The sequence below is a fragment of the Streptococcus sp. 5004 genome (assembly GCF_013276755.1).
GTDB lineage: Bacteria > Bacillota > Bacilli > Lactobacillales > Streptococcaceae > Streptococcus.
The window spans coordinates 41129-66127 of record NZ_VMLP01000023.1 but is presented as its reverse complement, the minus strand read 5'-3'; the positions used below and the strand labels follow the sequence as shown (position 1 = coordinate 66127).

20 protein-coding genes and 1 pseudogene are annotated in these 24999 nt (G+C 40.3%); 20 read left to right on the top strand and 1 reads right to left on the bottom strand.

What is annotated here, in order from left to right; genetic code table 11:
• Positions 1 to 36 precede the first annotated feature (36 nt).
• Positions 37 to 924, top strand: coding sequence for a fructokinase ScrK (scrK, locus tag HT685_RS07715; RefSeq protein WP_000164316.1), 888 nt, complete (start codon positions 37 to 39; stop codon positions 922 to 924).
• Positions 925 to 966: 42 nt separating this feature from the next.
• On the opposite strand, the gene HT685_RS07710 is transcribed toward scrK, so the two are convergent.
• On the bottom strand, positions 967 to 1584 hold the full coding sequence (locus HT685_RS07710; protein ID WP_000076168.1) for a TVP38/TMEM64 family protein: 618 nt from the start codon (positions 1582 to 1584) through the stop codon (positions 967 to 969).
• 147 nt (positions 1585 to 1731) lie between these two features.
• Here HT685_RS07710 and HT685_RS07705 point away from each other — a divergent pair, with 147 nt between their 5' ends.
• The 19 genes and pseudogenes from HT685_RS07705 to HT685_RS07620 all read left to right on the top strand — a co-directional run bounded on the left by HT685_RS07705 (position 1732) and on the right by HT685_RS07620 (position 24926).
• Entirely contained in the window at positions 1732 to 4722 is a 2991-nt protein-coding gene (locus HT685_RS07705) for a type I restriction endonuclease subunit R (protein WP_173226835.1), read from the top strand.
• Positions 4723 to 5122: 400 nt separating this feature from the next.
• Positions 5123 to 5884: a DUF6261 family protein gene (locus tag HT685_RS07700; protein WP_173226833.1), complete on the top strand. Its 762-nt coding sequence runs from the start codon at positions 5123 to 5125 to the stop codon at positions 5882 to 5884.
• A 142-nt stretch (positions 5885 to 6026) separates the two neighbouring features.
• Positions 6027 to 7100, top strand: coding sequence for an SIR2 family protein (locus HT685_RS07695; RefSeq protein ID WP_173226831.1), 1074 nt, complete (start codon positions 6027 to 6029; stop codon positions 7098 to 7100).
• Positions 7100 to 8962, top strand: coding sequence for an ATP-binding protein (locus tag HT685_RS07690; protein WP_173226829.1), 1863 nt, complete (start codon positions 7100 to 7102; stop codon positions 8960 to 8962). The genes HT685_RS07695 and HT685_RS07690 overlap by 1 nt, the downstream gene beginning before the upstream one ends.
• Positions 8946 to 10319, top strand: a complete 1374-nt coding sequence (locus tag HT685_RS07685) for an SIR2 family protein (RefSeq protein WP_239683538.1) — start codon at positions 8946 to 8948, stop codon at positions 10317 to 10319. Before HT685_RS07690 ends, HT685_RS07685 begins: the two co-directional genes overlap by 17 nt.
• 91 nt (positions 10320 to 10410) lie before the next feature.
• Positions 10411 to 10881, top strand: a pseudogene (locus tag HT685_RS10300) (restriction endonuclease subunit S); the annotation flags it as partial.
• Positions 10882 to 10938: 57 nt separating this feature from the next.
• The gene (locus HT685_RS10295) at positions 10939 to 11571 is read left to right on the top strand and encodes a restriction endonuclease subunit S (RefSeq protein ID WP_345789539.1); all 633 of its coding nucleotides are present in this window, start codon (positions 10939 to 10941) and stop codon (positions 11569 to 11571) included.
• 13 nt (positions 11572 to 11584) lie between these two features.
• Positions 11585 to 12172 carry a hypothetical protein gene (locus HT685_RS07675; protein ID WP_142358431.1) on the top strand — a complete coding sequence of 196 codons (588 nt, stop codon included), beginning with the start codon at positions 11585 to 11587 and terminating at the stop codon, positions 12170 to 12172.
• A gap of 37 nt (positions 12173 to 12209) precedes the next feature.
• Positions 12210 to 13811: a type I restriction-modification system subunit M gene (locus tag HT685_RS07670; RefSeq protein WP_173226827.1), complete on the top strand. Its 1602-nt coding sequence runs from the start codon at positions 12210 to 12212 to the stop codon at positions 13809 to 13811.
• 94 nt (positions 13812 to 13905) lie between these two features.
• Positions 13906 to 14310, top strand: coding sequence for a YbgA family protein (locus HT685_RS07665; protein WP_173226825.1), 405 nt, complete (start codon positions 13906 to 13908; stop codon positions 14308 to 14310).
• The gene (locus tag HT685_RS07660) at positions 14294 to 14656 is read left to right on the top strand and encodes a TIGR02328 family protein (protein WP_173226823.1); all 363 of its coding nucleotides are present in this window, start codon (positions 14294 to 14296) and stop codon (positions 14654 to 14656) included. The genes HT685_RS07665 and HT685_RS07660 overlap by 17 nt, the downstream gene beginning before the upstream one ends.
• Before the next feature lie 244 nt (positions 14657 to 14900).
• The gene (metE, locus tag HT685_RS07655; protein ID WP_173279004.1) at positions 14901 to 17150 is read left to right on the top strand and encodes a 5-methyltetrahydropteroyltriglutamate--homocysteine S-methyltransferase; all 2250 of its coding nucleotides are present in this window, start codon (positions 14901 to 14903) and stop codon (positions 17148 to 17150) included.
• Positions 17151 to 17211: 61 nt separating this feature from the next.
• Positions 17212 to 18078 (top strand): methylenetetrahydrofolate reductase [NAD(P)H], encoded by an 867-nt coding sequence (metF, locus tag HT685_RS07650; RefSeq protein WP_173251329.1) that lies wholly within the window; start codon positions 17212 to 17214, stop codon positions 18076 to 18078.
• Positions 18079 to 18506: 428 nt separating this feature from the next.
• Positions 18507 to 20720, top strand: coding sequence for a polyribonucleotide nucleotidyltransferase (gene pnp / locus HT685_RS07645; protein ID WP_173226820.1), 2214 nt, complete (start codon positions 18507 to 18509; stop codon positions 20718 to 20720).
• 15 nt (positions 20721 to 20735) lie between these two features.
• A complete protein-coding gene (gene cysE / locus HT685_RS07640) occupies positions 20736 to 21353 on the top strand; it encodes a serine O-acetyltransferase (RefSeq protein ID WP_050973752.1) in 618 nt (205 codons plus the stop codon).
• 11 nt (positions 21354 to 21364) lie between these two features.
• Positions 21365 to 22249, top strand: coding sequence for a GNAT family N-acetyltransferase (locus HT685_RS07635; RefSeq protein ID WP_173226818.1), 885 nt, complete (start codon positions 21365 to 21367; stop codon positions 22247 to 22249).
• Positions 22250 to 22330: 81 nt separating this feature from the next.
• On the top strand, positions 22331 to 23674 hold the full coding sequence (cysS, locus tag HT685_RS07630; protein WP_173279003.1) for a cysteine--tRNA ligase: 1344 nt from the start codon (positions 22331 to 22333) through the stop codon (positions 23672 to 23674).
• Complete coding sequence (locus HT685_RS07625; RefSeq protein WP_173226814.1) at positions 23667 to 24053, top strand: Mini-ribonuclease 3; 387 nt, start codon at positions 23667 to 23669, stop codon at positions 24051 to 24053. Before cysS ends, HT685_RS07625 begins: the two co-directional genes overlap by 8 nt.
• Positions 24054 to 24056: 3 nt before the next feature.
• Complete coding sequence (locus tag HT685_RS07620; RefSeq protein WP_173226812.1) at positions 24057 to 24926, top strand: PucR family transcriptional regulator; 870 nt, start codon at positions 24057 to 24059, stop codon at positions 24924 to 24926.
• Positions 24927 to 24999 lie beyond the last annotated feature (73 nt).

Here is a 24999-nt window from a genome sequence, read left to right as displayed (position 1 = left end):
TGCTATAATAAAGAAAATAAAAACAAGAGGTTTATCATGACAAAATTATATGGAAGCTTGGAAGCGGGCGGTACAAAGTTTGTTTGTGCTGTCGGTGATGAAAACTTTAACGTTGTAGAAAAAACACAATTTCCAACAACAACTCCAATCGAAACAATCGATAAAACCATTGAGTTCTTCTCAAAATTTGACAACCTTGCTGGTCTTGCAGTCGGTTCGTTTGGTCCGATTGATATTGATAAAAACTCAAAAACTTATGGCTTTATCACAACGACTCCAAAACCAAACTGGGCAAATGTGGACTTACTTGGTGCCCTTCGTCGCGCCCTCAACGTGCCAATGTACTTCACTACAGACGTAAACAGCTCTGCTTATGGTGAAGTGGTTGCCCGTAATAATGCTGGTGGCCGTATCGAAAACTTGGTTTACTACACAATCGGTACAGGTATCGGTGCAGGTGTCATCCAACGTGGTGAGTTTATCGGTGGTGTGGGTCACCCTGAAATGGGTCATTATTATGTTGCTAGACACCCAATGGATATTGAAAAAGAATTCAACGGTGTTTGTCCTTTCCATAAGGGATGTCTGGAAGGCTATGCAGCTGGTCCAAGTTTGGAAGCTCGTACAGGTGTACGTGGGGAAAACATTGAACTCAACAACCCTGTTTGGGATGTTCAAGCCTACTATATCGCTCAAGCTGCGGTTAATGCAACAGTGACTTTCCGCCCAGACGTGATTGTCTTTGGTGGAGGGGTCATGGCTCAACAACACATGTTGGACCGTGTCCGTGAGAAATTTACATCTCTTCTTAATGGCTACCTACCAGTACCAGATGTGCGTGACTACATCGTCACTCCAGCAGTCGCAGGAAATGGTTCTGCTACTCTTGGAAACTTTGTCCTTGCAAAAGAAGTTTCAAAATAAAGCACAAAATCCGCTTGGGAAACCAAACGGATTTTTTATGTGTCAAAGCATTTGCCAGAAGAAGTCGATAATATAGGTCAGACCGTAGGTATAAACCACGAGGGTAAAGGGTTTGGTCAGAATGATGATGGTCATATAGCGCTTGAAGCTCATCTTGGTTAAGGCAGCCAGCATACAGAGAAAGTCAGCTGGACTAATGGGCCAAATCATCATAAAAATAAAGAAACGGTCAAAACGATTGCCCTTATCCAACCAGCCGATATACTTGTCATAGGTGCGCTTGCTGACGACGGACTGGACAAAGGCAGCTCCATAGAGGCGCACCAGATAAAAGATAATGGCACAGCCAATCACAATCCCGATATAGTTGTAGATAGTCCCGATGATGTGGCCGTAGATAAAGACCCCAGCCACCGAGGTCAAGGCTCCTGGAATGATAGGGACGACCGTTTGTAAAATCTGTAAAAAGATAAAGAGGGGTGGCCCCCAGATACCTGCCTGCTGGATAAAGGCAGAGAGGGTTTCCTTAGACTGTAAAATCCCAGCCTGATAAGCCCAAATACAGAAAATCAAACTCCCAACCCCACCGACAATCGATGAGATATTGATAACTTGCTGCAGAAGGGGAGAAACAGCTTTCATTTGTTTATCCTGTGACATGTAAACTCCTCATAGATAGTATAACTCTACTATACCATATTTTGGAGGAGAAAGGGGGAATGAGTCTTTTTGATATGGGAAGAGTGATGGAATTTGAGCTTAAACATGCTATAATAAAGGAAGCAGACAAGTAGCAAAGGAGAGAGTATGATGCAGGTAAAACCAGAACTGGAGATAGAAAAACAACTGATCAACCAACTGGTAACTGGGGAAAGTCAATGGACTTACAGAGATGACCTTAAAACTGAAGAACAATTATGGGAAAACTTCTTTGAAAAGCTAGCCCAGAACAACGTGACTCTATTGGCAGATTATCCTCTAACAGAACAGGAAAAACGCCAGATAAAGAATCAACTGAACTTTGTTAGCTACTATGATGCGGCCAAGTGGTTGGTCGGCGAAAATGGCATTGCCAAGGTTGAGGTTCAGAGAGAAGATGCTAGTTTGGGGACTATCCGTTTATCTGTCATTTGGCGAGACAATATCGCAGCTGGTAAGTCCAGTTATGAGGTTGTCAACCAAGTCGAGAGAGATAAGATAAATCCTCAGGATCAAGACCGCAGGCTAGATGTGACCCTCTTGATCAATGGCCTTCCAATGGTTCAGATCGAGCTTAAAAGTCCCAGAGTTGCTTTTCTAGATGCCTTTCATCAAATCAAAAAGTATGACCGTGAAGGCAAGTTCCGTGGCATCTACTCTAGCTTACAGATGTTTGTTGTGACTAATAAGGTAGATACACGCTATATCGCTGCAGCTAGGGAAAATAAACTCAACAAGCAATTTCTAACCAAGTGGGTGGATAAGGACAACCAACCTATAACGAGCTTGACCAGTTTTGCCCACGAAGTCCTTTCCATCCCTCGTGCTCATCAGATGGTCATGCAGTATTCTGTCCTTGATGATAGCAAGAAGACTCTCATCCTCCTGCGTCCCTACCAGATTCACGCCATCGAAGCAGTGCAAGAAGCCTCTCGCCAGCAAGCATCAGGCTATGTCTGGCATACGACAGGTTCAGGGAAGACCCTGACCTCCTATAAGGTAGCTCGGAATCTCCTCCAGATTCCATCTATCCAAAAGACGATTTTTGTCGTTGACCGCAGGGACTTGGACCAACAGACCACTTCATCTTTTCTCTCTTATGCGACCAATGATGTCATTGATATTGATGAGACGGATAATACCCATGATTTGGTCAAGCGACTAGGAAGCAATGATAAGCGTGTGGTGGTAACGACCATCCAGAAAATCACCACCATGATGCGCAAGTTTGAACAAGGTCTTTACCAAAGAGATGCGGACAAAATCAAGGATCTTCGAGTGGCCTTTGTCGTGGATGAATGCCACCGTGCCGTAACACCTCAAACACAAAAAGACATTAAGGCCTTTTTCCCACAGTCTCTCTGGTATGGTTTTACAGGCACACCTATCTTTAAGGAAAATAAACGCCAGCAGGTCGGTGACCTAGCTCAAACCACCCAGCAACAGTACGGTGACCGTCTCCATGAGTATACAGTCAAGGAAGCCATCCATGATGGAGCAGTTTTAGGTTTTAAGGTAGATTATCGCAATACCCTCATCACGGATAAATCTGAAAATGACATACCAGATACTGTCTACGAAGATGAAGAGCATATGCTGGAAGTCTTGGATGCCATTATCAATAAATCCCGTCAACAGCTAGGATTCCAAAAAGGAGTTGGTAAGACCTACAATGCCATCCTAACCGTTAAATCCATCCCTCAAGCCCAAGCCTACTATGACCTCCTCAAACGAGTCAAGGCTGGGGAGACGAGGGTTAAGGTATCGGAAAGGGTCAAGCAGGTCCTTCCTGACTTTCCAAAGGCGACCATCACCTACTCGGTCACAGAAAATGAAGAAGACTCAAGAGCCAATCAAGACCACATGAAGCAGGTCTTAGAGGACTATAACCAAGAGTTTGATACCCATTTTACCATGGCGGATCTGCGTGGTTTTAATACGGATGTCAATAACCGTCTAGCTCGAAAGCATGACAAATACCTCTATCGAAATGAACAGTTGGACTTAGTCATCGTAGTCAATCGTCTCCTAACGGGATTTGATGCCCCTTGTCTATCAACTCTCTTTATTGACCGCAAGCCCATGCAACCGCAGGACTTGATCCAAGCCTTTAGCCGAACCAATCGTATCTTTGATTCTAGTAAGACCTACGGTCATATCATCACCTTCCAAAAGCCCCTAGCCTTTAAGGAAGCAGTGGATAATGCCCTCAAGCTCTACTCAAATGGTGGTGAAAACGAGGTCCTAGCCCCTAGCTGGGAAGAGGAAAAGAGGAACTTTTTACGGAGTTGCAGTGATTTCCAAAATCTCATCACCGATGATCCTGAGGAAGGACTCCAAATCGAGCAAATCTCTACACCTGAGTTGAGGAAACTAGCTAAAACCTATCAAGCCTTTGATAAATATTTAGCCTCTATCCGAGTGTACAAAGAGTATGATGAGGAAGAACTTTACAGTCAGACGGGACTTGATGGAGAGAAGTTGGAAAGGTATCTGGGACTTTATCGAAATGTCCTTGCAGAATTAAAAAGCCGAGTAGAGGATGATGACGATGGAGAGCCACTTGATATCCACTATGAACTGGAGTCTATCCAAGTGGACGAAATTAACTATGCCTATATCTTGACCTTAATCCAAAGCCTGATTGAACAAGGTCAGAGTCAAGAAAAGAACCTAAGCGCTCAAGATAGGGAAGCCGTGGATAACTATATTCAGAGTCTTGAGAAGACCAATCCCAATCTTGCTCAGATCATCACTGAACTTTGGAGAGAGGTACAAGAACATCCGAAAAGCTATCGTGGTCAGTCTATCGCAAATATTTTGGATCAGATGATTGAGGCTGTCATCCAGCAACATATCAAAGTCTTTAGCAAGCGCTGGTATGTCGGTGAGGATGAACTCCGTTACTATGTCGAACACTACCGTAAGGGAGCGAAAAAACAACTAGGAGAAAGTCAGCTGACCAAGAGCCAGCGCTATCAGGACTATAAGCTAGAGGTGGCGGATGCCCTCAATCCTCTCCTCTATAAAAAACAAATCAAGGAAGCCTATACCCAACTAGTGGAGGAAGTCATTGAGCCATTGAGGGTTGGAAGATAGCTCTTCGAGACTTAGAATAGGCCTACTTCCTAAAGTTTACATGTATTCTAAGCCTCGAATGATTGCAATTACATAAATTTACAAGTATTCTACGTTTCGAATTACTTATCTACAAAAGTTTTGAGGTCTTCGAGCTTTCGAATAGTCATATTTACTAAATTTTATATGTATTCTAAAACTCGAAAAGGTAAAATCTAAAAATAGTAAGAGTCTCTATCTGATGGACGGAGTGTATGTCCATCAGATAGGGGTTTTTTAATTTGAAAATGTCTGATTTGTCCTGAAAAGTACGTTTTAGATGGAAATAATGACAGTTGAGCGGAAGCGGAATAAATCTTTTAAAGTAACTGTTAGAATTATTTTAAAAGTTTACATAATGAAAAATAGAAAGAATATCATCATGACAAAAACATACGCTATTCGTCCACTTAGTTATAGTAACTTTACCAATCGTGAGTTTGAAAGCCTGATGATGGATACTCATCAAAGTTTGACCACTTTTTCTAAGGCAAACAAGGACGAGGGCATGTATGCCAAGCATTTGGAGCCCTTCAAGACCAAGCTAGATGATTTTCAAGCTCAACTTGCGGCGGTGGAAACGAAAGAGTCTAGTAATCTGACAGAAGTTGATCGCAATCGTGATAGTGCTTTGGTCGGTCTCTTTACCCTTCATAGAGGATTTGCTAAGATTAAGGACGCCAAGCTCAAAGAAGCTCATGAAACTCTGAAACCAGTCTTTGCTAAGTATAAGGACATCACCAAGCACAGCAATGATGTGGAGACGGCAGAAATCAAGAGTCTTCTCAAAACGCTTAGTGAAACACCCTATCATGAGGCAGTGACCAGTCTAGGACTGACACCTATGCTGACGGCTGTGGTCAATGCTCAAGAGGAATATGACCAAGTGGAAAGTAAGGCGCGTGCTTCTAAGTCTGCCAAGGAAGTTGGCAAGACCAGACAACTCCGTACTGAACTTTCAACCAGCTACGACCTCTTTATGCGCTATACCGCAGCCAGTGCAGAAGCCTATCCTGAAAAGGAACACCTGACTCAACTCCTCAAGGAACTCAATAGCATCCGAGATAGCAAACGCCGTCTTATCACTAGTAGCAAGAAAGATAAAAAGACCAAACCAGCAGAACCAGCCCAAGCAGCAGGATAAAGACAACCCCTTAGAAGCGGATTTCTAAGGGGATTTTTGTAGTTTCGTGGTATAATTTTAATAGAAAGTAATATTAGACTACATTTTGCATTGAAAATGGATATTTATATTTTATCATCAGCTAATAAAAGGAAAAATTATTATGGAGAATTTAAATTTTAAAGTGGAACAATTCAAAAAGAATATACTTACTAAGAAACTGAATATTTTAATTGGCTCGGGTGTATCTTATCCATCAATACCTTTAATGAGTCACTTTGCTAAGGATGAAAATGGTATAATTGTCTCTAAAGATATAGCGAATAAAAATTTAGAAAAACATATATTGAAAGTTAGTTCTTTTTTACCTTTTAATCATAATGATAGAATTAAGTATTTTGTTGAAAAAATGGATAAACAGATTTTGTATTCTGCGAAATATTTTACTAAACTAAAGAATTTTACCACTTTTGAGATTAGTATTGATTTTGTATTAGAACGATATGTAAGGTTCTTAGAAAAAGTAATTACATTGCTTTACATTTCAAATTCCAGAACGGTTTCAAAGAGTGTTAATGTTTTTACAACAAATTATGATTTGTTTATTGAAAGAGCCTTGGATTTATTAATGAAAAACGATAACTTCATATTTAATGATGGTTCCAATGGTTATTTCTATAAAGTGTTAGATAGTTCTAATTATAATAAAAGTGTGGCGTATAGAGGATTAAATGAAAATTATTTAAATGAGCTTCCTTCAGTTTCCTTAATTAAACCTCACGGATCTATGAATTGGGAAAGAGGCGAAAATAATCAGATTCTAATAAGAACGTGTACTGTTAATCACCCAGTTGTTGTTAGACCTACTGGACTTGAAGGACAAGAAACATATCTTAACAATCATTTTCATGATATGTTAAGAATATTCCAACTCGAGTTAGATAAACCTCAATCAGTGTTAATTGTTATAGGATTTTCTTTTCAAGATGATCATATTGCCAAGATGATAAGGAGATCCTTAAAGAATCCAGAGTTAATGATTTATATATTTTGCTATGCTGATAGCGATTTTGATGTTATTAAGAAGAACTTATCTCTTGATAATATTCCTAGGAATCTTCAGATAGTGTTACCATGTGATTTGGAAGTCGAAAATAAGAACATTTTGAGTACAAGTGGGAATTTTGATATAAGTAGTCTGACAAAGTTATTTATCATTGAGGATGATGAAGTATAATGAATCGAGTTGTGAAAAAATTAGGTGTAATCGTAGGTGTTGATGGCGATATTTCTCAAGTTGGAATGTATCATTTATCTAATGATGCTGAATATCTATGGTATGGTGATGTGTTACAAGGTGCAAAAATCGGAGCATATCTGACAATTTTGCAGAATAATGTAAAAATTATCGCTTCTGTTGTTACTGAAAAAGTTGCTGATCAACAAAATACAATTCGAAGTACAGAATTTGACAATCGATTTTCAAAGAATTCTATAAATCGAATTGTTCATTTGAAAACTAAAGGTGTTATTGAAAAAGGTGAATTTCAAGTAACAAGTCAATATGTACCTATGATTGGTAATGAAGTATGTATTACTTCAAAAAAAGACTTAGAATTAATATATGGGATTAATACGTCTGAGCCGACAATTTCTATTGGAAAATCAATCTTAGAAGGTCAAGTTATCCCTTTATCAATTAATAAGATTTTTGCCTCCCATATTGGTGTTTTTGGGAATACTGGTAGCGGTAAATCAAATACATTGCATAAGTTATTTTTAGAATTATTTCGGTCTGACTATAGAGAAAAAATTTTAGAGCTTTCAAAATTCTATGTTATTGATTTTAATGGTGAATATACAAAAGATGATAGTTTTGATGTCATAGAAAATAAGAAGGTGTTTGATATAGATACTAGAAATCAAACCAATAATAAAATTCCAATCACTTCAGATTATTTATTTGATCCTGATATTTTGTCAATCCTATTTGGAGCAACAATAGCTACACAAGTGCCATTTTTGAGAAAAGCGCTTAAAATATGGGAGGAGAATAAATTTGATGGTACTAGTATTGCAAGATTTGTTGTGGGAACATTGAAAAAGATTTTAACTACTGGGAATTCTGCGAGTTTGGATTCTAAAGATAATTGGACATCGATTGCAGAGAAATACATTAACAGTGATTTATTTACTGTCTTAAAAAATAATTTGTATTACAATTCTGCACGTGAATCCTATTTTACAAAGAGGAACGGTGATACTTGCTATATAATTAATGCGAATACTCCAATAGAAAACTCCGAAATACATTATCTACGAATTAATGAAATTGAAGAAGCTTTATGTAATAAATTTGACGCACTCCCAGAAATTGACAAATTGAAGTTTCATCTTGATTTTCAAAAAGTACATCAATCAGCTTGGAAATCAACAAACATTGAGCATATTAATCCTTTATTTCATAGAATTGATACAGCTCTAAATAGTTTGAAAAAAGTTGTTGAAGTTAAAGAGAGTATTGATGGAGATTTTTCCAGTCTAAATATTATTAATCTCGTACATGCTAATCAGGAGATTACCAGACTAATTCCAATGCTTATTTCAAAAATGGTTTATGATAAACAGAAAGAGAATATAAATCGAGAAGATGTTACATGTACTAGTCATTTAATTATTGATGAAGCACATAATATTTTAAATGCTCAAAATCATTCTGTAGGAGATACTTGGCAGGACTACAGATTGAGTATTTTTGAGGAAATCATTAAGGAAGGGCGAAAATTTGGTTTCTACTTAACGTTATCTAGTCAACGACCGGCAGATATTTCACCGACTATTCTTTCACAAGTTCATAATTATTTCATCCATAGATTGGTTAATGATAATGATTTACGAATGTTGGTGAATACTATGCCTACGCTGGATAAAACTTCCTTTAATAAAATTCCTAGTTTAGGTAAAGGAGAGGCTATAATTACTGGTAATGCTATTCAAGTTCCAGTATTTGTGAAAGTAGATAAAGAAGAAATAATTAGACCGAATAGTGATGATGTTATTTTAACAGAATTATGGAGTAGAAATGATGGTAAAAGTTAAAGGAAAACTTATTGAAGGGGGCAGAGAATCTGACAATGAGAATGGTTTTACATTGCCTGAAGATGTCATTCAAGCAACAATTAACGGAGATTTAGTATTGTTCTGTGGTGCAGGTGTAAGTACAGAGTCAAAAAAAGTTATGCCTACTTCATTTTATACGGATATAAAAGATGAGTTGGAATATAAAAATCATATTGAAGTAGATGATAATCTATCCTTTTCTAAGTTGATGAGTTTGTTTTGTGAAAATGTCGTAAATGGTAGAAAAGAACTATTTAAAAGGATAAATAGAAGATTTCAAATGATCGATAATTTTCCGGAACTATATGGTATTGCTTCAGAATTTCACAAAGAAGTTGCTAAAATTCCACAGGTTGGCACTGTGATAACAACTAATTGGGATACTTTGTTTGAAGACAATTGTGATATGTTTCCAATTATTTATAATGAAGATGTTGCTTTGTGGGATACATTTGATAAAAGGGTTTTTAAAATTCATGGTTCTATTAAAAATATAGGTTCAATTATTGCAACTGAGAATGACTATGAAAATTGCTATAAAAAATTGTCAACAAAACCTATTGGGGATAGGTTAAAAACTATCTTATCAACAAAAACAGTAGTATTTGTAGGTTTTTCTTTCGGTGACGAAGATTTGAATAAAATTATTGAAATTCTTTCAGATGATTTGGGACAGTTTGCAAATCAATTTTATTTAGTGACAATTGATGAAAAGTGGTTGGAGAAGCACCCTAAAAATATAATCCCGATTATTACTGATGGAACATTTTTTGTTAAGTCTTTGAAAAATGAACTTATTCAGCAAGGAACTCTGATTGACAGTATGGTATATCGTTTTGCAGAAGATACAAATGAAATTTTGATAAATGCACATTTAAGTTGGATGAATGATGAAAAGTTTCATGAAATTTTGCAAGAGTATCCTGAACTATTATTGACAATTGCCTACCAAGATGGTTTAATACATGCTTTTCAAAGATGCATAGCAGATAAAAAATCAGGGAAAATATTAATTCCAAATTATACTCATGAGGTTATTCATAGTTATTTATATTTATCTAACCTAAGGATGAGTGAAGATGAATATTTACGAGCCTACTATGACATAGGCTATTCTGATGGTTTTTTGGCCTTAGAATTGTTTGCTCGTGGAAAAAATGAAGATGCTTTATTACCACCTATATTTTATTTTAATGGTAAAAATTTTGATGATTTAGAAACATTATTATCCTACTTAAATGATAATAGAATTCCAAAACTTTACCATTATTGTAAAGAGAATGTTATCCCCTATAAGAATGGGGGAATCCCTCATTGTATGCCATGGTATTGTTAGATATATTTTAGTGGAGATTTAAATGATGAAACAGAGTAATCCCAGAATAAGATTTGAAAAGTTTAGTAACAAGTAGGATAATTACAAATTAGGTCAGCTGGGAAGTTTTAAATCAGGTATAGGCTTTCCAGATAGTCAACAAGGTGGTACAGAAGGAATTCCATTTTTTAAGGTTTCTGATATGAATAATATTGGAAATGAAACTGAGATGAGAAATGCAAACAATTATGTTACACAGGAGCAAATTGCGAAAAATAGCTGGAATGTTGTTAAAGACACCCCAGCTATCATCTTTGCCAAAGTCGGTGCTGCATTGATGTTAAATAGAAAACGGTTAGTTACTAAAACTTTTCTGATTGACAATAATACTATGAGTTATTCTCTTAATAAATCATGGGATAAAGATTTTGGTTTGACATTATTTCAAACGATATATTTGCCCAAGTATGCACAAATCGGTGCCCTTCCTTCATACAATGCTAGTGATATAGCGACGATAAAGGTTAATGTGCCTAATATTCAAGAACAAACTGCTATCGGCTCTCTTTTCCGCACCCTCGACGACCTTCTTGCAAGCTACAAGGATAATCTGACCAACTACCAATCTCTCAAGGCGACCATGCTCTCCAAGATGTTTCCCAAGATTGGACAGACAGTCCCTGAGATTCGTTTGGATGGATTTGAAGGTGAGTGGGAGCTTTGTGAAATTAATGATTTAGCTGATGACTTTCAAAGTGGTGGCACTCCAAAAACAAATGTTCAGGAATATTGGGATGGGGATATTCCTTGGATTCAGTCATCTGACTTAGGGATAAATTGTCTATTTGAGATTAAAGTTCAAAAAAGTATTTCTGAGAAAGGTTTGGAAAATTCATCAGCCAAAATAATACCAAAGGATTCAATTGCGGTTGTTACGAGAGTTGGAGTTGGGAAGTTAGCGGTTTTGCGTCATGAATACGCAACAAGTCAGGATTTTTTATCACTCTCAAATCTTAAATCAAATATAGAGTTCACAGCATATTTGCTTTATAGATTACTTCAAAAGGAGGTTACCCAACTTCAAGGAACATCAATAAAGGGTATTACTAAAGGGGAATTACTATCGAAAAAAGTATTTATCCCATCTCTCCCTGAACAACAAGCCATCGGTGCCTACTTCTCAAACCTCGATAACCTCATCAACTCTCACCAAGAAAAAATTTCTCAATTGGAAACACTCAAAAAGAAGCTCTTGCAAGATATGTTTATTTAAGGAGGAAATGAATTTGAATGATTTATTTCAGCACTTTGAGTTTACTTTGTTAGTTTATTCTGCTTTATTTTCGCTCATAGGTTCTTTTATAGGATTTCTATTGCAAGTAATCGTTTCAACTAGTTTATCCAATAGAGGAAAAGTTAAGATTTATATTAAGTCGACTTCCCATAAACTAATAAGCAGAGTTTGGGGATTTGATAATTCAGTAAATGGAATGGTCTTTGGAGTTCCTTTGTCAATTGAGCTTCATAATACAAAGTCTAGAAAGCAAATTATTAGAAATATGAATCTTGTTCTGTACGATAGAGGCGAACAGGTTAGAAAGATGAGACAAGTTACTTTTTCTGAAAAAGCAAATGAGAAATTCTTTTATGGTGAGAATGGAGCGTATTCATTTCTAATTGATGCTTATGAAATAAAAAGATTTGATCTATATTTTGCTATTTCTCAAAAAGAATTTAATAGTGATTTTGATGAGGTTAGAATATCATATTTTGATTCTAAAGATAAATACCATGAGTTTAAAATTTTTGAGATTAGTGAACCATGGATTATATCCAAGAACAAGACCGATGATGATTGGAGAGCTATAAACTAATATCAATCTCCTTGGAAAAAACTTAGAAAGAAACATTATGGAAACAACACAAACGTCCCAGTCGCTCTACCAAGCTCTGTGGAACTCAGCGGATGTTCTCCGCTCTAAGATGGATGCTAATGACTACAAGTCCTATCTTTTGGGCATGGTCTTTTATAAGTATCTGTCAGACAAGATGCTCTTTTTCGTGGCGGAGACTATGGAGGAGGGGAGTGAGAGTCTAGAGGCTGCCCTTGAGGTCTATCGTAACTACTATGAGGATGCGGACACCCACGAGGATCTTCTTGCAGTGATGAAGGACGAACTCAACTATAGTATCAAGCCTGAGTTGACCTTTACGGCTCTAGTAGCACGTGTCAATGAGGGGACTTTCCAGTTGGAAGATTTGGCTCAGGGTTTTCGTGATATTGAGCAGAGTGATGAACTCTATGAAAACCTCTTTGAAGATATTGACCTCTATTCCAAAAAGCTAGGGGCGACTCCGCAAAAGCAAAACCAAACGGTGGCGGCAGTCATGAAAGAATTGGCTGTGCTAGACGTGGCTGGTCATGCTGGTGATATGCAGGGGGATGCTTATGAGTATCTGATCGGTCAGTTTGCGACTGACTCGGGTAAGAAGGCTGGTGAGTTCTATACCCCTCAACCAGTTGCCAAACTCATGACTCAGATTGCCTTTTTGGGTCGTGAGGACCAGCTAGGCTTTACCATCTATGATGCGACTATGGGCTCTGGCTCTCTCTTGCTTAACGCCAAGAAATATTCTCATAAACCGCAAACCGTTGTCTATTTTGGGCAGGAGCTCAATACCTCAACCTATAACTTGGCCCGGATGAACATGATTCTACACGGTGTTCCTGTTGAAAATCAATTTCTCCACAATGCTGATACACTAGACGAAGACTGGCCGACTCAAGAACCGACTAACTTTGATGGTGTTCTGATGAACCCTCCCTACTCTGCCAAGTGGTCAGCAAATTCTGGCTTTATGGCGGATCCTCGTTTCTCTCCATTTGGGAAACTGGCGCCCCAATCCAAGGCTGATTTTGCCTTTCTCTTACATGGTTATTACCATCTTAAGCAGGATAATGGGGTTATGGCTATCGTCCTTCCCCACGGTGTTCTTTTCCGTGGAAATGCAGAGGGAACTATTCGTAAGGCCTTGTTAGAAGAAGGGGCCATTGACACGGTTATCGGTCTACCTGCTAACATTTTCTTTAATACCAGCATTCCGACCACGGTTATCATTCTCAAAAAGAACTGTACCAATCGTGATGTCTACTTTATCGATGCTTCTAAGGAGTTTGATAAGGGCAAAAATCAGAATATCATAACAGATACTCATATCGAGAAGATTCTGGAAGCCTACAAGTCACGTGAGGAGATTGACAAGTTTGCCCATCTGGCAAGTTATGAAGAAATTGTCGAAAATGACTATAACCTCAATATCCCTCGCTATGTAGATACCTTTGAGGAAGAAGAAGTCGAACAACTAACAGATATCGTCAGCAAAATTAACGACACAAATAAAGCTATCGAAAGTCAAACAGCTTCATTGCTTGAAATGCTCGGTCAACTCCACGGAACCACACCAGAAGCCGATGCTGAACTCGAAGAGTTTTTGAAAGAGTTTCAAGGGTAAGATGTAGTTGATTTATTCGCTCATATTCCACTCATTTTTAAGATACAACTTTGTTTCTATATTTCCGGGGAACTAGTAGAAAGTAAGGAGAAATATGGAAAATAACAACAAACGTGCCCTTTGCCAGCAACTCTGGGCGAGAAACAAATACCTCGTTTTGAGTCATTCTAGCAATATTTACAATGAGATTCGTCAGTATCTCAAGAATAAAGAGGTGGAGGCGAGTCTAGTTCAGGAGATGATTGACCGTGCCTGTCAAATCCCAGAACACAGGGGTCAGGTTTGCAATGCCTTTCATCATATTTGGGGCTATTTTAAAAAGAAAGCGACAGATGCCGATCGCAAGGACTATATGCTCTTGCTGGATCGCTACCGCTTTGGTCAGGCTTCTCAGGAAGACTTGATTGCTAAGACTCGAGACTTGCTTGATCGCTATCCCAATACCTATTTGCAACATTCGACATTACTGAAAGGAGACTCCCATGAGACTTTGGTATGAGGCTTTGATTTCACAACTTCCCCGTCCTCAGCTCTTGGGGCAACATCGAGAGTGCTGCGCCCTCCGTGGCAATGGCTGGGGCAGAAAGCATGCGACGGTGGACTATGTCTTTACCCACTCGCCCTATCGTCTCTATGCCTATCATGACTTGATTATGGAAGAGATGGTTAAACGAGGCTTTAAGGTCAGTCCAGAGTGGTTGGATAAAAACTATCGTGGCAAGACCTGCCCTCCTTATCAAGATTTAGCTGAGGAGAAGCTGACCAGTCCAATCTACAGCGAACATGACGATGCCTACTATGAGGAGTGTCTGGACAATCTCCGAGAGAAGGGGATCAACCTATAGTCTTTTCTAATAACAAGCCATAGTCACTTATAAGAATTACTAATAACACGTTTGAAGAGCCTAACTGCAATAGAGCTATAAAACAAGATATACAAAGGATTTGAGGCATTTGTCTCAGGTCTTTTTCTGTTGTCTAAAATAGAGATATAGTTTCAAACTATATCAAAGCCTAATTTTTTACAATTATACAGATGATTTCTTTTCTGTTAAGATAGTTTCAACAACAAATTTTGGAGGACACATCATGTCAACTACAATCATCGGTTTCCCTCGTTTGGGCGAATTCCGCGAATTAAAATTTACAACTGAAAAATACTTTAGAAAAGAAATCTCAGAAGAAGAACTCTTGGCAGCCGCAAAAGAATTGCGTGCTAAACACTGGAACATCGTCAAAGAAAAAGGCATCACTGAAATTCCATCAAATGACTTTTCTCACTATGACAACTTCCTAGATGCAGCTTTCCTTTTCAACGTGGTACCTGCTTCAGTTCAAAACTTGGACTTGTCTGACCTTGAGCGCTACTTCGCTTTGGGTCGTGGTTACCAAGGAGAAAAAGGGGACGTTCGCGCCCTTCCAATGAAGAAATGGTTCAACACTAACTACCACTACATCGTTCCTAAATTTGAAAAAGATACTCAAGTTAAACTTGCAGGTCACAAGATCTTTGATGAGTTCCAAGAAGCCAAAGAACTTGGATTGAACACTCGTCCTGTCCTTGTAGGTCCATTCACTTTCCTTCAATTGTCAGACTTTGAAGAAGGTGTGAAAGCAGAAGACTTCGTAGACAGCTTAGTGGCTGCTTACCAAGAAGTTTTTGCTAAATTGGCAGAACTTGGTGCGACTCGTATCCAACTCGACGAAGCTGCTCTTGTAAAAGATTTGACATCTGAAGAAAAAGCTCTCTTCTTGAACCTCTACAATAAACTTTTGGCTGACAAAAAAGGTCTTGAAGTCTTGCTTCAAACTTACTTCGGAGACGTTCGTGACGTTTACGCTGACCTTGTAAACTTGCCAGTAGATGCTATCGGTCTTGACTTCGTTGAAGGTAAGAAAACTCTTGAATTGGTTAAAGGTGGTTTCCCAGCTGACAAGACTCTCTACGCAGGTATTGTCAATGGTAAAAACATCTGGCGTAACAACTACGAAAAGAGCTTGGCTGTTCTTGATCAAATTACAGCTGAAAACATTGTCTTGACAAGCTCATGCTCACTTCTTCATGTGCCATTTACAACTGCTAATGAAGAATTTGAACCAGCTATCTTGAACCACTTTGCCTTTGCAGTTGAAAAATTAGATGAGATCCGTGATTTGGATGCTATCCGCAATGGTCAAGGTGCAGAAGCACTTGCTGCTAACAAAGAACTCTTTGCGACTGAACGTGTTGGTGAAAATGCTGAACTTCGTGCGCGTATCGCTGGCTTGACAGACGCAGACTACACTCGTTTGCCAGCCTTTGCAGAACGTGAAGCTATCCAAGAAGAAGCTTTCAAACTTCCAGCTCTTCCAACAACAACTATCGGTTCATTCCCTCAAACAAAAGAAGTTCGTGCTAAACGTTTGGCTTACCGTAAAGGTGAATTGTCTCAAGAAGAGTACGACGCTTTCCTTGCTGAAACAATTGACGAATGGATCAAATGGCAAGAAGATATCGACTTTGATGTCCTTGTTCACGGTGAATTTGAGCGTAATGACATGGTTGAGTACTTTGGTCAAAACTTGTCAGGTTACCTCTTCTCTAAAAATGGTTGGGTACAATCATACGGTATGCGTGGGGTGAAACCACCAATCATCTGGGGTGATGTAACTCGTCTTAACCCTATCACTGTTAAATGGTCTAGCTATGCACAAAGCCGTACAAACAAACCTGTTAAAGGTATGTTGACTGGACCTGTTACCATCCTCAACTGGTCATTCCCACGTGAAGACATCTCTATCAAGGATTCTACTCTTCAAATCGCCCTTGCTATCAAGGATGAAGTGCTTGACCTTGAAGCTGCTGGTGTGAAAATCATCCAAATCGACGAGGCTGCTCTTCGTGAGAAATTGCCACTCCGTCGTAGCGACTGGTACGAAGACTACCTTGACTGGGCTATTCCTGCCTTCCGTTTGGTACACTCAACAGTAGCGCCAGATACACAAATCCACACTCACATGTGTTACTCAGAATTTACAGATATCATCCCAGCTATCGATAACATGGATGCGGACGTTATTTCCTTTGAAGCTAGCCGTTCAAACCTCGAAATCTTGGACGAACTTAAAGCGAAAAACTTCCAAACTGAAGTGGGACCTGGGGTTTACGATATCCACTCACCTCGTGTGCCAAATGAAGGCGAAATCGACCATACAATCGAAGCTATCCTTGCTAAAGTGCCAAGCAAGAAAGTTTGGATCAACCCTGACTGTGGTTTGAAAACACGTGGTATTCCAGAAACAAAAGAAAGCTTGATCCGCCTAGTTGAAGCAGCTAAAGCTGCGCGTGAGAAATTGTAAGATTAGATTTCTCCCTACAACGGTTGTTCAAAATGAAATCAAAAAGAAAAGGATAAGGACTATGTCACGCCAAACACCGTCACTCTCATTTGAAGTGTTCCCTCCAAACCCAGCAGTGGGTAATGATAAAATTATTTCATCCTTGCAGGACATGCAGGAGTTGGCTCCTCACTTTATCAGTGTGACTGCCAGCAATAATAAATTTAATATCAAGGAAACGACGGTCCGTTTGGCCGACTTTATCCAAAATGACTTGGCGATTCCGACTATTGCTCACTTGCCAGCTATCTATTTGACTAAGGACAAGGTGGCTGAAACGATTGCTGACTTGGACAAGGTTGGAGTGCAGAAAATCTTGGCTCTTCGTGGGGATATTATTCCAGATGTGGAGCCGCAAAAGGATTTTCGCTACGCAACCGACTTGATTGAGTTCATCAAGGAACAAGCCCCTCACTTTGATATTGTTGGCGCTTGTTATCCGGAAGGACATCCAGATTCACCAAATCAGATTTCAGATATTCAAAATCTTAAGAAGAAAGTGGATGCAGGCTGTTCGAGCCTCGTGACTCAGCTTTTCTTTGACAATGAGCGCTTCTATGATTTCCAAGACAAGTGTATCTTGGCTGGGATTGATGTTCCTATTCATGCAGGAATTATGCCAATTCTGAACCGAAATCAGGCTCTCCGTCTCTTGAAGACTTGTGAGAATATCCATCTTCCACGCAAATTTAAAGCCATTTTAGACAAGTATGAGCATGACCCTGAGTCGCTCAGAGCAGCAGGACTTGCCTATGCAGTGGACCAAATCGTGGACTTGGTAACTCAGGATGTTGCCGGTGTGCATCTCTACACTATGAACAATGCGGATACAGCAAAATACATCCACCAAGCAACCCATGCCTTGTTTAATCACCAGTCTCTAGGATAATAAAAAGCAAACCATTCTTCTCAAGTGAGGGGAATGGTTCCTTTTTAATGGTAAAGACCGCACTTTTTAAGAAAAATATGATAAAATAGACTCTGTACGTACTTGATACAAAGATGAGGGTATAAACAGATTTTTAACTATTCAAATCTGCTATAAAAAGGCAAAATACTAAAGAATAATATTTTTAAACTTTTCAAAGTATCTAATAGTTGAACACGGGCTAAATCCCTATTTTCACACGGGATTCTTCACGCCCTTAGTATCTTGTGTAATTGAACTCGCCTACAACTCTGTGGAAAAAGATAAATCTGCCTAGGAGCAGTCGCTCCGTCGTTCGATTTCCTATTTTCCTTTGGGTTGCTTGACGGCTTAGTATCTTGATCTTTGTAGGCAAGGCGTATAATTTCATCAATCCAAAGGGGATTAAAATGACAAAACAAGTGTTTCAAACGACTTTTGCAGGTCGTGAGTTAATTGTAGAGACTGGTCAGGTTGCTAAGCAGGCAAATGGCTCTGTTGTCGTGCGTTACGGTGAGTCAACTGTCTTGACTGCAGCCGTTATGTCTAAGAAAATGGCAACTGGGGATTTCTTCCCTCTCCAAGTCAACTATGAAGAAAAAATGTATGCAGCTGGGAAGTTTCCTGGTGGCTTTATGAAACGTGAAGGACGTCCTTCAACGGATGCGACTTTGACAGCGCGTTTGATTGACCGTCCAATCCGTCCTATGTTTGCGGAAGGTTTCCGTAATGAAGTGCAAGTTATCAACACCGTGCTTTCTTATGATGAGAATGCCTCTGCACCAATGGCAGCTATGTTTGGTTCATCCTTGTCACTTTCCATTTCAGATATTCCATTTGATGGACCAATCGCTGGGGTGCAAGTGGGCTATGTGGATGGTCAAATCATCATCAACCCTAGCCAAGAACAAGCAGAGCAATCTCTCCTTGAATTGACAGTAGCTGGTACCAAACACGCCATCAACATGGTCGAGTCAGGCGCCAAGGAATTGTCAGAAGAAATCATGCTGGAAGCTCTCCTTAAAGGGCACGAAGCAGTCAAAGAATTGATTGCCTTCCAAGAAGAAATCGTTGCAGCAGTTGGTAAGGAAAAAGCAGAAGTGGAATTGCTTCATGTTGATGCTGACTTGCAAGCTGAAATTATCGCAGCCTACAACAGTGACCTTCAAAAGGCAGTTCAAGTAGAAGAAAAATTGGCACGTGAAGCTGCAACTCAAGCAGTCAAAGACCAAGTAACTGCTGTTTACGAAGAAAAGTATGCAGACCACGAAGAATTTGACCGTATCATGCGTGATGTGGCTGAAATCTTGGAACAGATGGAACACGCTGAAGTGCGCCGTTTGATCACAGAAGACAAGGTACGTCCTGATGGTCGTAAGGTTGATGAAATCCGTCCTTTGGATGCGGTTGTTGACTTCCTTCCTCGTGTGCACGGTTCAGGTCTCTTTACTCGTGGACAAACTCAGGCCCTTTCAGTCTTGACCTTGGCTCCGATGGGTGAAACTCAAATCATTGATGGTTTGGATCCAGAGTACAAGAAACGCTTTATGCACCACTATAACTTCCCTCAATATTCTGTAGGGGAAACTGGCCGCTACGGTGCGCCAGGTCGTCGTGAAATCGGTCACGGGGCTCTCGGTGAGCGTGCTCTTGCTCAAGTTTTGCCAAGCTTGGAAGAATTCCCATACGCTATCCGTCTAGTAGCAGAAGTCTTGGAATCAAATGGTTCTTCTTCTCAAGCTTCTATCTGTGCGGGAACGCTTGCCCTTATGGCTGGTGGTGTGCCAATCAAGGCGCCAGTAGCAGGGATTGCTATGGGTCTCATCTCAGATGGAAATAACTACACAGTCTTGACAGATATCCAAGGTTTGGAAGATCACTTTGGAGACATGGACTTTAAGGTTGCAGGTACTCGTGATGGGATTACAGCCCTTCAAATGGATATCAAGATTCAAGGGATTACTGTAGAAATCTTGACTGAGGCCCTTGCTCAAGCCAAGAAAGCGCGTTTTGAAATCCTTGATGTGATTGAAGCAACGATTCCAGAAGTTCGTCCAGAATTGGCTCCAACTGCTCCGAAAATTGATACCATCAAGATTGATGTGGACAAGATTAAGATTGTCATCGGTAAGGGTGGAGAAACCATCGACAAGATTATCGCTGAAACAGGCGTTAAGATTGATATCGACGAAGAAGGAAATGTGTCTATCTACTCTAGCGACCAAGATGCTATTAACCGTGCTAAAGAAATTATTGCTGGTTTGGTCCGTGAAGCCAAAGTGGATGAAGTTTACCGTGCTAAAGTCGTTCGTATCGAGAAATTTGGTGCCTTTGTCAACCTCTTTGACAAGACGGATGCCCTCGTTCATATCTCTGAGATGGCTTGGACACGTACCAATAATGTCGAAGACTTGGTAGCAATCGGGGATGAAGTTGATGTTAAGGTTATCAAGATTGATGAAAAAGGACGTGTGGATGCTTCTATGAAAGCCCTTCTTCCTCGTCCTCCAAAACCTGAACGTGATGAAAAAGGTGAAAAATCAGAGCGTCCTCACCGCCCACGTCATCACAAGGATCACAAACCTAAGAAAGAAATTACAGAAACACCAAAAGATTCAGAATAAGAAAAGGAGAAATGTATGGGATGGTGGCGCGAAACCATTGATATCGTAAAAGAAAATGATCCAGCGGCCCGCACCACTTTGGAGGTTTTGCTGACTTATCCAGGTGTCAAGGCCTTGGCGGCCCACCGTCTTTCGCATTTTCTCTGGAAGCATGGCTTCAAACTTCTGGCTCGTATGCACAGTCAGTTTTGGCGCTTTTGGACTCAGATTGAGATTCATCCAGGTGCCCAGATTGATTCAGGTGTCTTTATCGACCACGGTTCTGGTCTGGTGATTGGGGAAACAGCGATCGTTGAGACGGGAGTTCTCCTCTATCATGGGGTGACTCTTGGGGGAACAGGGAAAGACTGTGGTAAACGCCATCCTACTGTACGTAAGGGAGCTCTCATATCAGCCCATGCCCAAGTTATCGGACCAGTGGAAATCGGTGAAAATGCTAAGGTCGGTGCTGCAGCAGTTGTCGTGGCAGACGTCCCTAGTGATGTGACGGTTGTCGGTATTCCTGCCAAGATTGTCCGCCTTCATGGTAAGAAGGATGAGCCGGTCATTCACGAAGTCGAAGAAAAACGAGAGTACTACGTTAATAAACTCGAGCAGGCTAAAGAAGCCAGTCACAGATCGTCTGGGTTATAGAGGATACCTATATGATTCAAGCAAGAAACAAGTTAAGCCAAGAGGAGCTATCTGAGGCGAAAAAACTAATTAACTATTGCCAAAACTATGACGGTACCTATCGTGATCCCTATCTCTCTAACATGCTTAATTTTGACCCAAACATGCCCGCTTTTTTCCTTTATTATGAAAAAGGCGAACTTGTTGGTTTATTAACCGTCTCTGCAGATGACCAAGATGTAGAAGTGACGATACTGGTTCATCCAGGTCATCGACGTCAGGGGATTGCGCGTGCATTGTTTACTAGTTTTGAGAGAGAAACAGCTTATTTCTCTATTCGTTCAGTCACTTTTCAGACAGAGCGTGTTTTTCTAGACCGCCATCCTGATTTTGTTAGCAACTGGGGATTGGTCGAGGATGAAGAGACAGAAACTTGGTTAGGTAAGGATAGAAAACCTTATCCGTTAGCAAATATTTCCAATCTTGAAGTTTTGTTAGCAGATAGTTCGTATCAGGATCAAATTAGTCAGTTAAAATTTCAGGCATTCTCAGAGGAACATGAGTCTAGAGAGATTGTGGATAGATATGTCGCTGAAGCTCTGAAGGATCCAGAAAGTCGCTTATATATTTTATTAAAAGACGGTCAGGTTATTGGAACGTGCACGGTAGATTTATCGACTAATACGAATTACTTCTACGGTTTAGCAATATCTGAACCTGAACGTGGGAAAGGCTATGGAAGCTACTTAGCAAAATTCCTTGTCAACCAACTGATTGAGCAAAATGATAAGGAGTTCCAAATTGCAGTAGAGGATAGCAATGTAGGTGCCAAACATTTGTATGAAAAAATTGGCTTTGTCAAACAGACTCAGGTGGTTTATCTGAATGAGAAAGGAGCAAGGGATTCCGAAGTGTAGAGAGATTCGGACTGAAATTCAATTGAACTCTCAGTGATGAGACTAACTGTTCTTGGATTTTAGCTTTCCTGATTATAATTTATGATTAAAATCTACGACACCATGTCTCGTGATTTGCGAGAATTTGTCCCGATTGAGGACGGCAAAGTAAAGATGTATGTTTGTGGGCCAACGGTGTATAACTATATCCACGTGGGGAATGCCCGTTCGACGGTAGCTTTTGATACCATTCGTCGTTATTTTGAGTACCGTGGGTACGAGGTTGCCTATATTTCCAATTTTACGGACGTGGATGATAAGATTATCAACCGTGCCAAGGAAGAGGGTATCACACCTCAGGAGGTTGCGGACAAGTATATCGCTGCCTTTCGTGAGGATGTGACGGCCTTAGGTGTCAAGCCTGCGACTCGCCATCCGCGTGTGGTGGAGTTTATGGCGGACATCATTCGTTTTGTGGAAGATTTGATTGAAAAAGGCTTTGCCTATGAGAGCCAAGGGGATGTTTACTTCCGTGTGGAAAAATCCCACAACTATGCTAAATTAGCCAATAAAACCTTGGAAGATTTGGAGCTAGGTGCTTCAGGTCGTACCGATGAAGAAACGGCACGTAAGGAAAATCCTGTAGACTTTGCCCTCTGGAAAGCTGCCAAGCTAGGCGAGATTTCTTGGGATAGTCCCTGGGGACCTGGTCGTCCGGGATGGCACATCGAGTGTTCAGTCATGTCGACAGAGATTTTAGGTGATACCATTGATATTCATAGTGGTGGAGCCGATCTGGAGTTTCCTCATCATACCAATGAAATTGCCCAGTCGGAAGCCAAGACAGGTAAGACCTTTGCCAACTACTGGATGCACAATGGCTTTGTCAATATCGACAATGTCAAGATGTCTAAGTCCTTGGGCAACTTTATAACCGTACACGATGCCCTTAAAACTCTTGATGGACAAGTGCTTCGTTTCTTCTTTGCGACACAACATTACCGTAAGCCTATCAACTTTACGGAAAAGGCAGTGCGAGACGCTGAGACCAATCTCAAGTATTTGAAGAACACTTATGAGCAACCATTTACAGGAAAAGTGGATGTTAAAGAGTTACAAACCTTTAAAGATAAGTTTGTAGCAGCTATGGATGAAGATTTTAACGCTGCCAACGGTATCACAGTTGTTTTTGAAATGGCTAAATGGATCAATTCTGGCAACTATGATGCATGTGTTAAGGAAGCTCTTGCGGCTATGTTAGAAGTCTTTGGAATTGTCTTTATTGAGGAAGTTTTGGATGCAGAGATTGAAGACTTGATTCAAAAACGCCAAGAGGCGCGTGCCAATCGTGACTTTGCGACAGCGGACCAGATCCGTGACCAATTGGCTGCTCAAGGGATTAAGCTCCTTGACACCAAGGATGGAGTGAGGTGGACACGTGATTGATGTCAATCTCATTAACGGGATTGCGTTAGCTTTTGAAGGGGATGCGGTGTATTCTATGTATATTCGCCGTCACCTCATCCTCAAAGGCATGACCAAACCCAATAAACTCCATCAAGAAGCGACTAAGTATGTATCGGCTAAAGCTCAGGCCAGCCTGATTTCCCTCATGTTAGAGGAGCAAGTCCTAACGGAAAAAGAAGAAGAAATCTACAAACGTGGCCGCAATACCAATAGCCACACAAAGGCTAAAAATGCCGATGTGGTGACCTACCGTATGTCCACAGGTTTTGAAGCAGTGATGGGCTATCTCCATATGACTGAAAATCTGGAACGTCTTGAGAGCTTGATTTCGTGGTGCATCCAAAAAGTGGAGGGATAGGACATGATGGCAAAAGAACTACAAGACTGGTTTCCTGAGGCTCAGATTTCAGACCAACCAGTAGCGAAAGAGGGTTACTTAACTCTTCCTTTAGCTTCTCAGCAGTGGATTTTGCTGGAGGAAGCTGGGCTCAGTGAGCGTGAAAAGCAGTTGATTTCGCTTTTGACCCAGCAGGAGCAGGCTCGTTCGCTCAATCCTTGGTATTCTTTTTTGATTGAGGGGAAGGGACAGGCACCACAAGCTTTTAAAAAGATTCAGCTGGTTTATTGTCATCTTTCCTATTTTCAGCAGGAAAATCTAGCTTCTTGGCTGGATATGATGCGGACCCTTTTTCCTAACTGTCAGACAGTGCTTCAGGTTGGAGCTCAGGATTATGTTTTCGTGCTTCAGCAAGACAAATACACCTCTGTACGAGCTATTTTAAGTGATACGATTGAAGCGGTTGAGTATGACTTTGGACTTCGTCTGTCAATCATGTTGGGTCAGGTTTGGTCTCAGACAGGCTATCAAGCCCTATCAGACTTGATTAAAGCAGAGCGAGATTTGTTTAAGACTTGGTGGCGTCAGGGTCACCAAGGTGTTCATACCTTTTCACAACTCTATCTTTGGAGTATGGGAGAAAGAATTGTGGACCTGAGAGTCATTAAAGAATGCTTGCACCAGATGATTTTGGATCAAGATCAGATTCAGGAAATCATTCTCTCCCTTTGGGAAAATAGTGCTGTCCTAACAAAAACAGCCCAGCAACTCTATCTGCACCGCAATTCTCTCCAATACAAGATTGATAAGTGGGAAGAATTGACAGGGCTACAGTTGAAGGAGTTGACCGACCTGACCTTGTGTTATCAGTTGATTTTACCAGATATTCTATAAAGTTTTGTGCAAGTTGCACAGAACTTTTTTGTTTTTTTGGTCATCTTGCCATAGAAATGTAAAGCGTTTTCAT

Excerpts from the sequence above, each read along its gene's own strand:
- scrK (WP_000164316.1), top strand. The coding sequence starts at position 37 with ATGACAAAATTATATGGAAGCTTGGAAGCGGGCGGTACAAAGTTTGTT.
- HT685_RS07710 (WP_000076168.1), bottom strand. The coding sequence starts at position 1,584 with ATGTCACAGGATAAACAAATGAAAGCTGTTTCTCCCCTTCTGCAGCAA.
- HT685_RS07705 (WP_173226835.1), top strand. The coding sequence starts at position 1,732 with ATGATGCAGGTAAAACCAGAACTGGAGATAGAAAAACAACTGATCAAC.
- HT685_RS07700 (WP_173226833.1), top strand. The coding sequence starts at position 5,123 with ATGACAAAAACATACGCTATTCGTCCACTTAGTTATAGTAACTTTACC.
- HT685_RS07695 (WP_173226831.1), top strand. The coding sequence starts at position 6,027 with ATGGAGAATTTAAATTTTAAAGTGGAACAATTCAAAAAGAATATACTT.
- HT685_RS07690 (WP_173226829.1), top strand. The coding sequence starts at position 7,100 with ATGAATCGAGTTGTGAAAAAATTAGGTGTAATCGTAGGTGTTGATGGC.
- HT685_RS07685 (WP_239683538.1), top strand. The coding sequence starts at position 8,946 with ATGATGGTAAAAGTTAAAGGAAAACTTATTGAAGGGGGCAGAGAATCT.
- HT685_RS10295 (WP_345789539.1), top strand. The coding sequence starts at position 10,939 with ATGCTCTCCAAGATGTTTCCCAAGATTGGACAGACAGTCCCTGAGATT.
- HT685_RS07670 (WP_173226827.1), top strand. The coding sequence starts at position 12,210 with ATGGAAACAACACAAACGTCCCAGTCGCTCTACCAAGCTCTGTGGAAC.
- HT685_RS07665 (WP_173226825.1), top strand. The coding sequence starts at position 13,906 with ATGGAAAATAACAACAAACGTGCCCTTTGCCAGCAACTCTGGGCGAGA.
- HT685_RS07660 (WP_173226823.1), top strand. The coding sequence starts at position 14,294 with ATGAGACTTTGGTATGAGGCTTTGATTTCACAACTTCCCCGTCCTCAG.
- metE (WP_173279004.1), top strand. The coding sequence starts at position 14,901 with ATGTCAACTACAATCATCGGTTTCCCTCGTTTGGGCGAATTCCGCGAA.
- metF (WP_173251329.1), top strand. The coding sequence starts at position 17,212 with ATGTCACGCCAAACACCGTCACTCTCATTTGAAGTGTTCCCTCCAAAC.
- pnp (WP_173226820.1), top strand. The coding sequence starts at position 18,507 with ATGACAAAACAAGTGTTTCAAACGACTTTTGCAGGTCGTGAGTTAATT.
- cysE (WP_050973752.1), top strand. The coding sequence starts at position 20,736 with ATGGGATGGTGGCGCGAAACCATTGATATCGTAAAAGAAAATGATCCA.
- HT685_RS07635 (WP_173226818.1), top strand. The coding sequence starts at position 21,365 with ATGATTCAAGCAAGAAACAAGTTAAGCCAAGAGGAGCTATCTGAGGCG.
- cysS (WP_173279003.1), top strand. The coding sequence starts at position 22,331 with ATGATTAAAATCTACGACACCATGTCTCGTGATTTGCGAGAATTTGTC.
- HT685_RS07620 (WP_173226812.1), top strand. The coding sequence starts at position 24,057 with ATGATGGCAAAAGAACTACAAGACTGGTTTCCTGAGGCTCAGATTTCA.